Annotated in this window: 12 protein-coding genes; 10 read left to right on the top strand and 2 right to left on the bottom strand. The window is 72.3% G+C overall.

The window, feature by feature from the left end:
• Nucleotides 1-6 precede the first annotated feature (6 nt).
• Nucleotides 7-453 (top strand): type II 3-dehydroquinate dehydratase, encoded by a 447-nt coding sequence (gene aroQ / locus Asera_RS23325; protein ID WP_030447332.1) that lies wholly within the window; start codon nt 7-9, stop codon nt 451-453.
• A gap of 63 nt (nt 454-516) precedes the next feature.
• Here aroQ and Asera_RS23320 read toward each other — a convergent pair whose 3' ends face one another.
• Complete coding sequence (locus tag Asera_RS23320; RefSeq protein WP_051802500.1) at nt 517-1,011, bottom strand: SRPBCC family protein; 495 nt, start codon at nt 1,009-1,011, stop codon at nt 517-519.
• A 173-nt stretch (nt 1,012-1,184) separates the two neighbouring features.
• Between Asera_RS23320 and efp the strand changes: the two genes are divergently transcribed.
• Nucleotides 1,185-1,742 (top strand): elongation factor P, encoded by a 558-nt coding sequence (efp, locus tag Asera_RS23315; RefSeq protein ID WP_030447330.1) that lies wholly within the window; start codon nt 1,185-1,187, stop codon nt 1,740-1,742.
• 44 nt (nt 1,743-1,786) lie between these two features.
• The gene (gene nusB / locus Asera_RS23310; RefSeq protein WP_030447329.1) at nt 1,787-2,194 is read left to right on the top strand and encodes a transcription antitermination factor NusB; all 408 of its coding nucleotides are present in this window, start codon (nt 1,787-1,789) and stop codon (nt 2,192-2,194) included.
• 65 nt (nt 2,195-2,259) lie between these two features.
• Here the strand turns inward: nusB and bldD are convergent, their stop codons facing one another.
• Complete coding sequence (gene bldD / locus Asera_RS23305) at nt 2,260-2,748, bottom strand: transcriptional regulator BldD (protein ID WP_030447328.1); 489 nt, start codon at nt 2,746-2,748, stop codon at nt 2,260-2,262.
• 193 nt (nt 2,749-2,941) lie between these two features.
• On the opposite strand from bldD, the gene pyrR reads away from it, so the two are divergent.
• From pyrR to pyrF, 7 genes are read left to right on the top strand one after another with little or no spacing between them, the layout of a single operon-like run.
• Nucleotides 2,942-3,601: a bifunctional pyr operon transcriptional regulator/uracil phosphoribosyltransferase PyrR gene (pyrR, locus tag Asera_RS23300; RefSeq protein ID WP_051802499.1), complete on the top strand. Its 660-nt coding sequence runs from the start codon at nt 2,942-2,944 to the stop codon at nt 3,599-3,601.
• A complete protein-coding gene (locus Asera_RS23295) occupies nt 3,598-4,512 on the top strand; it encodes an aspartate carbamoyltransferase catalytic subunit (protein WP_030447326.1) in 915 nt (304 codons plus the stop codon). Before pyrR ends, Asera_RS23295 begins: the two co-directional genes overlap by 4 nt.
• Nucleotides 4,509-5,846: a dihydroorotase gene (locus tag Asera_RS23290; protein ID WP_030447325.1), complete on the top strand. Its 1,338-nt coding sequence runs from the start codon at nt 4,509-4,511 to the stop codon at nt 5,844-5,846. The genes Asera_RS23295 and Asera_RS23290 overlap by 4 nt, the downstream gene beginning before the upstream one ends.
• Nucleotides 5,843-7,006: a glutamine-hydrolyzing carbamoyl-phosphate synthase small subunit gene (gene carA / locus Asera_RS23285; RefSeq protein WP_030447324.1), complete on the top strand. Its 1,164-nt coding sequence runs from the start codon at nt 5,843-5,845 to the stop codon at nt 7,004-7,006. Before Asera_RS23290 ends, carA begins: the two co-directional genes overlap by 4 nt.
• Nucleotides 6,999-10,352 (top strand): carbamoyl-phosphate synthase large subunit, encoded by a 3,354-nt coding sequence (gene carB, locus Asera_RS23280; RefSeq protein WP_030447323.1) that lies wholly within the window; start codon nt 6,999-7,001, stop codon nt 10,350-10,352. Before carA ends, carB begins: the two co-directional genes overlap by 8 nt.
• Nucleotides 10,349-11,455 carry a quinone-dependent dihydroorotate dehydrogenase gene (locus tag Asera_RS23275; protein WP_051802545.1) on the top strand — a complete coding sequence of 369 codons (1,107 nt, stop codon included), beginning with the start codon at nt 10,349-10,351 and terminating at the stop codon, nt 11,453-11,455. The genes carB and Asera_RS23275 overlap by 4 nt, the downstream gene beginning before the upstream one ends.
• The gene (pyrF, locus tag Asera_RS23270; protein WP_030447321.1) at nt 11,452-12,306 is read left to right on the top strand and encodes an orotidine-5'-phosphate decarboxylase; all 855 of its coding nucleotides are present in this window, start codon (nt 11,452-11,454) and stop codon (nt 12,304-12,306) included. The genes Asera_RS23275 and pyrF overlap by 4 nt, the downstream gene beginning before the upstream one ends.
• Nucleotides 12,307-12,359: the final 53 nt, after the last annotated feature.

Raw genomic sequence — 12,359 nt, 5'->3', positions numbered from 1 at the left:
GCGCCGGTGAGCGCGGCGGAGCGGCGGGTCGACGTGTTGAACGGGCCGAACCTGGGTCGGCTCGGACACCGCGAACCCGACGTGTACGGGACCGAGACCTACGCCGCGCTGGTCGCCGCCTGCGAGACCACCGGCGCCGAGCTGGGGCTGTCGGTCACGGTGCGGCAGACCGACGCCGAGCACGAGATGCTCGGCTTCCTGCACGAGGCGGCGGACACCGGCGCCGCGGTGGTGCTCAACCCGGCCGCCTGGACGCACTACTCGGTGGCGGTGCGGGACGCCTGCGCGATGCTGACCGGCCCGCTGATCGAGGTGCACCTGTCGAACGTGCACGCCCGCGAGGCGTTCCGGCACACCTCGCTGATCTCGCCGATCGCGACCGGGGTGATCTGCGGCCTCGGCCTGGACGGCTACCGCCTCGCGCTGCGCCACCTCGCCGCCCGGCCGTCCTGAGGTACTCGGCCGTCCTGAGGTACTCGGCCACCCCCGTGCCGGTTGCGCCCCGCTCGCGGTGGCTCAGCCGGCGCGCTGGGCCACCGTGAGCCACTCCGGTAGCCGCTCCAGGCAGTCGCGCCAGCCGCGCTCCTGCGCCTGCCGGTCCTCCTCGTCGACGCAGCCGGCGTGCTCGACGTCCAGCTCGGTACCGTCGTCGCACGTCGCCAGCCGCACCGTGACGGTGGCCGTCTCCTCGGCGCCCTCCCAGCACCAGGTGAACTCCAGCAACGTCGGCTCGTCGACCCGCAGGTACTCGCCGCCCACGGCGGTGGTCATGCTGCGGGAGGCGGCCCCGACGATGCGGTACCGGCCGCCCTTGCGGGCGTCGGCGGTGACCCGCGGCGCGAGCCGGCGCGGCCAGAACCAGGCCGCCAGCGCGTTCGGGTCGGTGAAGGCACGCCAGACGAGCTCGGTCGGCGCGGTCACGGTCCGTCGGATCCGGGCCGGCGGCACGGGACCCGCCTCGCTGCCGGCCCCTCCGCCGGGCTCGTCGGGCGCCGCCTGCGGCTGTGTCATCCGTCCTCCTTACGATCCACCGTCGCGATCATGCCCCGATCGACCGTTACGGTCGAGTCGGGGGCCGCGGCGTGCCTCCAGCCGCTCGGTAGACTTCCCAGGGTTTGCTGTATCCAGCCGCCATCACCCCGCCGGAGTTCCCGGCATTCGAGACGAAAGAGACATCCAAGCGTATGGCCACCACGAATGACCTGAAGAACGGCCTGGTTCTCAACCTGGACGGGCAGCTGTGGACCGTCGTGGAGTTCCAGCACGTCAAGCCCGGCAAGGGCGGTGCGTTCGTGCGTACCACGCTGAAGAACGTGCTCAACGGCAAGGTCGTCGACAAGACCTTCAACGCCGGTACCAAGGTCGAGACCGCCACCGTCGACAAGCGCACGATGCAGTACCTGTACGCGGACGGTGAGGACTTCGTGTTCATGGACTCGGAGAACTACGACCAGATCAACGTGCCCGGCACCACCGTCGGCGACGCCGCGAAGTACCTGCTGGACAACGCCGAGGTCACGATCGGCTTCCACGAGGGCACCGCGCTCTACATCGAGCTGCCCACCTCGATCGAGGTCGAGGTCACCTACACCGAGCCGGGCATGCAGGGCGACCGCTCCACCGGCGGTACCAAGCCGGCGCAGGTCGCGACCGGGGCGAACGTGCCGGTGCCGCTGTTCGTCAACATCGGCGACAAGATCAAGGTCGACACCCGCGACGGCCGCTACCTCGGCCGGGTCTGAGCGTGACGACGGTGACCGAATCCGGCCCGGCGTCGCCCGCGGGCATGTCGACCCGCACCAAGGCGCGCAAGCGTGCCCTCGACGTGCTGTACGAGGCGGATCTGCGCGGCGAGGACCCGCTGGTGGTGCTGCGCCGCCGGGTCGAGTGGGCCGAGCCCCCGGTCCGGGAGTACACGGTGACCCTGGTGGAGGGCTACCAGCGGCACGCCGAGGAGATCGACCACCTGATCGCGACGTACGCGCAGGGGTGGTCGCTGTCCCGGATGCCGGCGGTGGACCGCAACATCGTCCGGGTGGCGATCTTCGAGCTGGCGCACCGCGACGAGATCGACGACGCGGTGGCGATCAGCGAGGCGGTCGAGCTGGCCACCGCGCTGTCCACGGACGAGTCGCCGAAGTTCGTCAACGGCCTGCTCGGCAGCATCGCCGAGGCGCTGCGCGGCGGCAACTGACCGTTCGACCGACGAAACGGCCCACCGGAAACCTCCGGTGGGCCGTTTCGTCGGGTCGCTGCGGCTCAGCCGCCGAACAGCGCGCGCGGGTCGGCGACCAGCACGCCCAGCTCGGTGAACCGCTCCACCAGGCCGGACGGCGAGGTGTCGTACACGATCGCGAGCGCCCGCAGGTCGTCGGCCCGAATCGACAGCACCCGGCCGTTGTAGTCACCGCGCTGCTGCTGGATGGCCCGCGCGTACCGGGCGACGGGCGCGAGCTCGTCGGCGGTGTGCTCGTACAGCTGCTCGAGGTCCAGGACGATCTTGCCGGCGGACTCCTGCCGGGTGCCGCCGCCGTCGGGCAGCAGCTCCGCTACCGGAACCCGGTAGAAGTCGGCCAGCTCGGCCAGCCGGGCCACGGTGACCGCACGGTCCCCGCGCTCGTACGAACCGACCACCACTGCCTTCCAGCGGCCGCCCGACTTCTCCTCCACCCCCTGCAGGGACAACCCCTGCTGCTGGCGGATGGCGCGCAGTCGGGCGCCGAGGGACTTCGCGTACTCAGACGGCATGCGCTGACTCCCACTCACATGGCCGAGGTCTCTCCCCAGCAATCGCTACGGAGCGTGACGGTATTCGGAAGGGCGACGGTCGGTCAAGTGCTGGTCACCCGAAAACTTGCGCCAATTTGAGTGTTGGTACTGTTGAGCGCGCGTATGGCGTCCTTTAAGGCCCGTCCGGTGAGGCGGGGAAGGAGTCTGGAACATGACCGCACCACCCGCCGGCCTGCCTGAAGGCCGGCCGGATCACGATGCCGCGAACAGGTCGGATTCCACCGAAGCGGCCGATCCCGGAAATCATCGACCGATCCTGACCGGATCGGATCTCGCCCGCATCACCGCCCGGATCGCCCACCAGATCCTGGAGAAGACCCGCGGCGCCACCGACACGGTACTGCTGGGCATCCCGACCCGTGGCGTCCCGCTCGCCGCCCGGCTGGCCGACCGGATCGCCGCCTTCGAGGGCGTACAGGTGCCGGTCGGCACCCTGGACGTCACCCTCTACCGCGACGACCTGCGGCTGCAGCGCACCCGCGCGGTCGGTCCGACCGATCTGCCGCCCGGCGGCATCGACGGCAAGCGGGTGATCCTCGCCGACGACGTGCTGTTCTCCGGCCGCACCGTGCGCGCCGCGCTGGACGCGCTCAACGACCTCGGCCGGCCCAGCCAGGTGCAGCTCGCGGTACTGGTCGACCGAGGCCACCGGCAGCTGCCGATCCGCGCCGACTACGTCGGCAAGAACCTGCCCACCTCGCTCGCCGAAAGCGTCCGGGTACTGCTGCGCGAGGTCGACGGCGCCGACGCGGTGCTGCTGGCCGGCCCGAGCGAGGACACCGTCCCGGCCGCCGGAGGGGAGCGCCGATGATCACCCACCTGCTCAGTGCGGCCGACCTGGACCGCAGCACCGCCACGCTGGTGCTCGACACCGCCACCGAGATGGCCACCGTCGCCGGCCGCGAGGTGAAGAAGCTCCCGACGCTGCGCGGGCGCACCGTGGTGAACCTGTTCTACGAGGACTCCACCCGCACCCGTACCTCGTTCGAGGTGGCGGCGAAGCGGCTGAGTGCCGACGTGATCAACTTCTCCGCCAAGGGCTCGAGCGTGTCCAAGGGCGAGTCGCTCAAGGACACCGCGCTGACCCTGCAGGCGATGGGCGCCGACGCGGTGGTCATCCGGCACTCCGCGTCCGGTGCGCCGCACCGGCTGGCCCGCTGGGTGGACGGCAGCGTGGTCAACGCCGGTGACGGCACCCACGAGCACCCCACCCAGGCGCTGCTCGACGCGTACACGATGCGGGCCCGGCTCGGCACCCTCGAGGGGCTGCGGGTGGCGATCGTCGGTGACGTGCTGCACAGCCGGGTCGCCCGGTCCAACGTGCTGCTGCTCGCCACCCTCGGGGCGAAGGTCACCCTGGTCAGCCCGCCGACGCTGCTGCCGGTCGGGGTCGACACCTGGCCCTGCGCGGTCTCGTACGACCTGGACGCGGTGCTGGGCGCCGTCGACGTGGTGATGATGCTGCGGGTGCAGCGGGAGCGGATGAACGACTCGTACTTCCCGTCGGCCCGCGAGTACGCCCGGCGCTACGGCCTGGACGTGGCGCGGGCGGCGCGGCTGCCCGAGCACGCGATCGTGATGCACCCGGGGCCGATGAACCGCGGAATGGAGATCGCCCCGGAGGTCGCCGACTCGGCCCGGGCCACGATCGTCGAACAGGTGGCCAACGGGGTCAGCGTCCGGATGGCCGTGCTCTACCTGCTGCTGGGGGGAAAGTCGTGAGCAGCTTCGTGCTGGCCGGTGCCCGGATCCTGGGCGCCGAGAAGACCGACATCGTGATCACCGACGGGGTGGTCGCCGAGGTGGGCCCCGGCGCGTCCGCGCCCGGCGCGACCCGCATCGACGCGGACGGCCTGGTGGCCCTGCCGGGCCTGGTCGACCTGCACACCCACCTGCGCGAACCGGGCCGGGAGGACGCCGAGACGGTCGAGTCCGGCTCCCGGGCGGCGGCGTTGGGCGGATACACCGCGGTGTGCGCGATGGCCAACACCGACCCGGTGGCCGACACCGCCGGCGTGGTCGAGCAGGTGTACCGGCTGGGCCGGGACGCCGGGCTGGTACACGTGCAGCCGATCGGCGCGGTGACCGTGGGGCTCGCCGGCGAGCGGCTGGCCGAACTGGGCGCGATGGCCGACTCGGCCGCGGCGGTCCGCATCTTCTCCGACGACGGCCACTGCGTGTCCGATCCGCGGCTGATGCGCCGCGCCCTGGAGTACGTGAAGGCGTTCGACGGGGTGATCGCGCAGCACGCCGAGGAGCCGCGGCTGACCGCCGGCGCGCAGCTGCACGAGGGGGAGTGGTCGGCCCGGCTGGGGCTGACCGGCTGGCCGGCGGTCGCCGAGGAGGCGATCATCGCCCGCGACGTGCTGCTGGCCGAGCACGTCGGCGCCCGGCTGCACATCTGCCACGTGTCCACCGCCGGCAGCGTGGAGATCCTGCGCTGGGCCAAGGCCCGCGGCATCCGGGTGACCGCCGAGGTCACCCCGCATCACCTGCTGCTGACCGATGCGCTGGCGCGCGACTACGACCCGGTGTTCAAGGTCAACCCGCCGTTGCGGACCGACGCCGACGTGGCCGCGCTGCGGGCCGCGCTGGCCGAGGGCGTCGTGGACGTGGTCGCGACCGACCATGCCCCGCACACGGTCGAGGACAAGGAGTGCGAGTGGCCGTACGCGCGGCCCGGCATGCTCGGCCTGCAGACCGCCCTGCCGGTGGTCCTGCACACGATGCTCGACCCGGCGCGGCTCGACGGCCCCGGCGCCGAGACGCCCGGCGGGACCGAGGCGGGGCGGCTCGACTGGGACGGGGTCGCGGAGCGGACGAGCCGGCGCCCGGCGCGCATCGCCGGCCTGGCCGAGCACGGCCTCGACCCGGCCCCCGGCGTACCGGCGAACCTGACGCTGGTGGACCCGGCGGCGCGGGTGACGGTAGACGGCGGCGAGCTCGCCTCGCGCAGCCGCAACACGCCGTACGCGGGGCGCACCCTGCCCGGCCGCGTGGTGGCGACGTTCCTGGCGGGTACGCCAACGGTGCTGGACGGGAAGGCGCAACTGTGAGCACGGACAAGACCGCGATCCTGGTCCTGGAGGACGGCCGTACCTTCACCGGCGAGCCGTTCGGCGCGATCGGCGAGACGTTCGGCGAGGCGGTGTTCAACACCGGCATGACCGGCTACCAGGAGACGCTGACCGACCCGTCGTACCGCGGCCAGGTCATCGCGATGACCGCGCCGCACATCGGCAACACCGGCGTGAACGACGCCGACGACGAGTCCGACCGGATGTGGCTGGCCGGCTACGTGGCCCGCGACCCGGCCCGGATCGCCTCGAACTGGCGGTCCACCGGCTCGCTCGCCGACCGGCTGGTCGAGCAGGGCGTGGTCGGCATCGCCGGTATCGACACCCGGGCGCTGACCCGGCACCTGCGCGAGCGCGGCGCGATGCGGGTCGGCGTTTCCAGCGTGGACACCGACCCGGCGGCGCTGCTGGCCAAGGTGCGGGCCGCGCCGGCGATGGTCGGCGCCAACCTGGTCGGCGAGGTCACCACGCGGCAGCCGTACTCGGTGGCCGCCGAGGGCACACACCGGTTCACCGTGGCGGCGCTGGATCTCGGCATCAAGCGCAACACGCCGCGCCGGCTGGCGGCCCGCGGCGTCACCACGCACGTACTGCCGGCCACCACCACCGTCGAGGACGTGCTGGCGACCGGCCCGGACGCGGTGTTCCTGTCCAACGGGCCGGGCGATCCGGCCACCGCCGACGAGCAGGTCGAGCTGACCCGCGCGCTGCTGGCCCGCAAGGTACCGATCTTCGGCATCTGCTTCGGCAACCAGATCCTCGGCCGCGCGCTGGGCTTCGGCACGTACAAGCTGGCCTACGGCCACCACGGCATCAACCAGCCCGTGCAGGACCGCACGACCGGCAAGGTCGAGGTCACCGCGCACAACCACGGGTTCGCCGTGGACGCCCCGCGCGAGGGCGCGACCGACACCGAGTACGGGCGGGTCGAGGTCAGCCACGTGTGCCTCAACGACGAGGTGGTGGAGGGGCTGCGGGTCGCCGACGGCGGGCGCACCGTGGCGTTCTCGGTGCAGTACCACCCGGAGGCGGCGGCCGGTCCGCACGACGCCGACTACCTGTTCGACAGGTTCACCGCATTGATCGAGGGGCAGGCGCGTCCGGCCACCGCAACGCAAGGGGGGCCGGCGGATGCCTAGGCGTACCGATATCCAGCACGTCCTGGTCATCGGCTCCGGGCCGATCGTGATCGGCCAGGCCTGCGAGTTCGACTACTCCGGCACCCAGGCGTGCCGGGTGCTGCGGGCCGAGGGACTGCGGGTCACGCTGGTCAACTCCAACCCGGCGACGATCATGACCGACCCGGAGTTCGCCGACGCCACCTACGTCGAGCCGATCACCACCGAGTTCATCGAGCAGGTGATCGCGACCGAGGCGGCGAACGGCCATCCGATCGACGCGCTGCTCGCCACGCTCGGCGGCCAGACCGCGCTGAACGCCGCGGTCGCGCTGGACGAGCAGGGCATCCTCGCCAAGCACGGGGTCGAGCTGATCGGCGCCGACATCGAGGCGATCGGCCGCGGCGAGGACCGGGAGAAGTTCAAGCAGGTGGTCCGCGAGGTTGGCGGGGACGTGCCGCGCAGCGCGGTGTGTCACTCGATGGCCGAGGTCCGCGCCACCGTCGCCGAGCTGGGCCTGCCGGTCGTGATCCGGCCCAGCTTCACCATGGGCGGGCTGGGCTCCGGCATGGCGCACGACGCCGAGCAGCTGGAGCGCATCGCCGGTGCGGGGTTGGCCGCGAGCCCGACCCACGAGGTGCTGATCGAGGAGTCCGTACTCGGCTGGAAGGAGTACGAACTCGAGCTGATGCGCGACCGCAACGACAACGTCGTGGTCGTCTGCTCGATCGAGAACGTCGACCCGATGGGCGTGCACACCGGCGACTCGGTCACCGTGGCACCGGCGATGACGCTGACCGACCGCGAGTACCAGCAGATGCGTGACCTGGCGATCGCGGTGCTGCGCAAGGTCGGGGTGGACACCGGGGGATGCAACATCCAGTTCGCGGTCAACCCGGTCGACGGCCGGATGATCGTGATCGAGATGAACCCGCGGGTGTCCCGCTCGTCGGCGCTGGCGTCGAAGGCGACCGGGTTCCCGATCGCGAAGATCGCCGCGAAGCTCGCCGTCGGCTACACCCTGGACGAGATCCCGAACGACATCACCAAGGCCACCCCGGCGGCATTCGAGCCGACGCTGGACTACGTGGTGGTCAAGATCCCGCGGTTCACGTTCGAAAAGTTCCCGGGCGCTGACCCGGAGCTGACCACGACGATGAAGTCGGTCGGCGAGGCCATGTCGTTGGGCCGCAGCTTCGGTGAGGCGCTGAACAAGGCGATGCGGTCGATGGAGACCAAGGCCGCCGGCTTCTGGACCCGCGACGGCGCACCGGGAAGCGTCGAGGAGCTGCTGACCGCGCTGCGCACCCCGCACGACGGCCGGCTGTACACGGTGGAACGGGCGCTGCGCGCCGGGGCCGACGTGGCGCAGGTGTGCGAAGCGTCCGGGATGGACCCGTGGTTCGTCGACCAGGTCGCCGCGCTGGTCGAGCTGCGGGCCGAGATCACCGAGGCGGCGGTGCTGGATGCGGCGCTGCTGCGCCGGGCGAAGCGGGCCGGACTGTCCGACCGGCAGCTCGCCGCGCTGCGCCCGGAGCTCGCCGGCGAGGACGGGGTGCGCCGGCTGCGGCACCGCCTCGGGGTGCGCCCGGTGTACAAGACCGTGGACACCTGCGCGGCCGAGTTCGCCGCGACGACGCCCTACCACTACTCAGCGTACGAGACCGATCCGGCGGCGGAGACCGAGGTCGCGCCGTCGCCGCGGCCGAAGGTGCTGATCCTCGGCTCCGGGCCCAACCGGATCGGGCAGGGCATCGAGTTCGACTACTCGTGCGTGCACGCGGTGATGGCGCTGCGCGACGACGCTGCCGGCGACGGCGGGTACGAGACGGTGATGGTCAACTGCAACCCGGAGACGGTGTCGACCGACTACGACACCGCCGACCGGCTCTACTTCGAGCCGCTGACCTTCGAGGACGTGCTGGAGGTCGTGCACGCCGAGGACTCCTCCGGCAAGGCGGCCGGCGGTCCGGGCGTGGTCGGGGTGATCGTCCAGCTGGGTGGGCAGACGCCGCTGGGGCTGGCCCGGCGGCTGGCGGACGCCGGCGTCCCGATCGTCGGTACCAGCCCGGCGAGCATCGACGCGGCCGAGGACCGTGGCGCGTTCGGCAAGCTGCTCACCGACGCCGGCCTCGCCGCCCCGCAGTACGGCACGGCCACCTCGTTCGACGAGGCGAAGGCGATCGCCGACGAGATCGGTTACCCGGTGCTGGTGCGCCCGTCGTACGTGCTGGGCGGGCGCGGCATGGAGATCGTGTACGACGAGGCCACCCTGCGCGGCTACATCGACCGCGCCACGGAGGCGTCGCCGGAGCATCCGGTGCTGGTCGACCGGTTCCTGGACGACGCGATCGAGATCGACGTGGACGCGCTGTGCGACGGCGAGCAGGTGTTTTTGGGCGGCGTGATGGAGCACATCGAGGAGGCCGGGGTGCACTCCGGCGACTCGTCCTGCACGCTGCCGCCGATCACCCTGGGCGCCTCGGACATCGAGCAGGTCCGCAGCTACACCGAGGCCATCGCGCACGGGGTCGGGGTGCGCGGGCTGCTCAACGTGCAGTACGCGTTGAAGGACGACCGGCTCTACGTGCTGGAGGCCAACCCGCGCGCCAGCCGTACGGTGCCGTTCGTGTCGAAGGCGACCGGGGTGTCGCTGGCGAAGGCCGCGGCCCGGATCATGCTCGGCGCCACCATCGAGCAGCTGCGCGGCGAGGGGATGCTGCCGGCCACCGGCGACAACGCCACCCTGCCGGCCGATGCGCCGGTCGCGGTCAAGGAGGCGGTGCTGCCGTTCAAGCGGTTCCGCACCCTCGAGGGGCACGGGGTCGACTCGCTGCTCGGGCCGGAGATGAAATCCACCGGCGAGGTGATGGGCATCGACACCAGCTTCGGCCACGCGTTCGCCAAGGCGCAGGCCGCGGTGTACGGGTCGCTGCCGACCGCCGGCACGGTGTTCGTCTCGGCCGCGAACCGGGACAAGCGGGCACTGATCTTCCCGGTCAAGCGGCTCGCCGACCTCGGCTTCGAGATCGTCGCGACCGCCGGTACCGCGGAGGTGCTGCGCCGGCACGGCATCGCCACCCGGGTGGTGCGCAAGCACTTCGAGGATCCGGCCGGCGACGCCGGGCCGAACGCGGTCGAGCTGATCGAGTCCGGCGAGGTGGCCCTGGTGATCAACACGCCGCACGGGTCGGGGCCGCGCGTCGACGGGTACGAGATCCGCAGCGCCGCGGTCACCACCGACACCCCGTGCATCACCACGGTGCAGGGCGCCTCGGCGGCGATCATGGGCATCGAGGCGCTGATCCGCGGCGAGATGACGGTACGGCCGCTGCAGGCGCTGCACGCGGCCCGGCGCGGCGCCTGATGTACCGGCAGCTGCTGCGTCCGGCGCTGTTCCGGCTGGGCGGCGGGGACGCCGAGGTGGCGCACACCGCGACGCTGCGGGTGCTGTCCGGGCTCGCCGGCGGGCCGGCCCGGCTCACCGCGCTGTGGGCCGCGACGGCCCGCTACCGCAAGCACGCCCGGTCGGCGCCGGTGGAGGCGTTCGGTGTCCGGTTCCCGAACCCGGTGGGTCTCGCCGCCGGGCTGGACAAGGACGGCGTTGCGCTGCCGGCCTGGCCGGCGCTGGGCTTCGGTTTCGTCGAGGTCGGCACGGTCACCCGGCATCCGCAACCGGGCAACCCGAAACCGCGCCTGTTCCGATTGCCGGCCTCGGACGCCCTGATCAACCGGATGGGCTTCAACAACGCCGGAGCGGCCGCCCTGGCGGCCCGGCTGGCCGCCCTGGGGCCGCTGCCGGTACCGCTGGGCATCAGCATCGGCAAGTCGAAGGTGACGCCGCTGCCCGACGCGGTCGACGACTACCTCGCCTCGCTGCGCACCCTGTACCGGCACGGCGACTACTTCGCGATCAACGTCTCGTCGCCGAACACCCCGGGCCTGCGCACGCTGCAGGACGCCGGCGCGCTGTCGGAACTGCTCGCGGCGCTGTCGGCGGAGTCCCGGGTACTGGCCGGCGACGCGGCGCCGCGCCCGCTGCTGGTGAAGGTGGCGCCGGACCTGACCGAGCCGGCCCTGGCCGAGCTGCTGCAGGTCTGCACCGACGCCGGGGTGGCCGGCATCATCGCCACCAACACGACGCTGGCCCGCGACGGGCTCGCCGTCGCCGACGCCGCGGTCGGCGACCAGGCCGGTGGCCTGTCCGGCCGGCCGCTGCACGAGCGCGCCGTGCAGCTGGTCGATTTCGTGTACCGCGAGACCGGTGGCCGGTTGCCGGTGATCGGGGTCGGCGGCATCCTCGATCCGCAGGGTGCGCTGCGGATGCTGGACGCCGGCGCGCGCCTGGTGCAGCTCTACACCGGTTTCATCTACCGCGGGCCGGAACTGGTCCACCAGATCAACCGCGCGGTCGGCCAGACCGTGTACCGACCGCGGGTAACCGCGGACAGCAGGCAGGAGACGCGATGACCGGTTCGCAGACGTCGTTCGCCGCCCGGCTGGCCGAAGCCGGCGCCACCCGCCCGGGGCTGTGCGTCGGCATCGACCCGCATCCCGGTCTGCTGTCCGCCTGGGGTCTGCGCGACGACGCCGCCGGCCTGGACCGGTTCGCCCGTACCGTGGTCGAGGCGCTCGCCGACCGGGTCGCCGTGCTCAAGCCGCAGTCGGCGTTCTTCGAACGGCACGGCTCGCGCGGCGTCGCGGTGCTGGAGACGGTGATCGCGGAGGCCCGCTCGGCCGGCGCGCTGGTACTCGTGGACGCCAAGCGCGGCGACATCGGTTCCACGGTCGCCGCGTACGCGGACGCCTACCTCGACCCGGCGAGCCCGCTCGCCGGTGACGCGGTGACCGCCAGCCCGTACCTCGGGTTCGGCTCGCTGGAGCCGATGTTCGAGCTGGCCGCGCGGCACGGCAAGGGGGTGTTCGTGCTGGCGCTGACGTCGAACCCGGAGGGCGCCGCGGTGCAGCGCGCGGTGGCCGCGGACGGCCGTACGGTGGCCGGCACGATCCTGGACGAACTGGCCGCCCGCAACGCCGGGGCCACCCCGTTCGGGTCGCTCGGCGCCGTGGTCGGCGCGACCGCGGCGGGCGGAATCGGTCACGATCTGGCGAAGGTGAACGGCCCGTTGCTGGCACCCGGCCTGGGTGCGCAGGGCGGTCGGCCGGAGGACCTGACCGATCTGTTCGGCTCGGCATTGCCGCTGGTCCTGCCCGCATACTCCCGTGAAATACTCCAAACCGGACCGTCTGTGGATGCGTTGCGTGCCTCCGCCGACACGGTGTGGCGCTCTTGCGCTAGCGTGCTGAGTCGAAGCGCGTGAGTTGTTCCGCAAGAATGTGACATCGATGACACCATTTAGCGGGTACCGCTCGC

It is taken from the genome of Actinocatenispora sera (assembly GCF_018324685.1).
Taxonomy (GTDB): Bacteria; Actinomycetota; Actinomycetes; order Mycobacteriales; family Micromonosporaceae; genus Actinocatenispora; species Actinocatenispora sera.
Note: the sequence above shows the minus strand (reverse complement) of the source record. Positions and strands in the feature narration are given on the sequence as shown.

Bases quoted from the DNA above. Each gene is read 5' to 3' on its own strand.
- Asera_RS23320 (WP_051802500.1), bottom strand. From the start codon at position 1,011: ATGACACAGCCGCAGGCGGCGCCCGACGAGCCCGGCGGAGGGGCCGGC.
- efp (WP_030447330.1), top strand. From the start codon at position 1,185: ATGGCCACCACGAATGACCTGAAGAACGGCCTGGTTCTCAACCTGGAC.
- nusB (WP_030447329.1), top strand. From the start codon at position 1,787: ATGTCGACCCGCACCAAGGCGCGCAAGCGTGCCCTCGACGTGCTGTAC.
- bldD (WP_030447328.1), bottom strand. From the start codon at position 2,748: ATGCCGTCTGAGTACGCGAAGTCCCTCGGCGCCCGACTGCGCGCCATC.
- pyrR (WP_051802499.1), top strand. From the start codon at position 2,942: ATGACCGCACCACCCGCCGGCCTGCCTGAAGGCCGGCCGGATCACGAT.
- Asera_RS23295 (WP_030447326.1), top strand. From the start codon at position 3,598: ATGATCACCCACCTGCTCAGTGCGGCCGACCTGGACCGCAGCACCGCC.
- carB (WP_030447323.1), top strand. From the start codon at position 6,999: ATGCCTAGGCGTACCGATATCCAGCACGTCCTGGTCATCGGCTCCGGG.
- pyrF (WP_030447321.1), top strand. From the start codon at position 11,452: ATGACCGGTTCGCAGACGTCGTTCGCCGCCCGGCTGGCCGAAGCCGGC.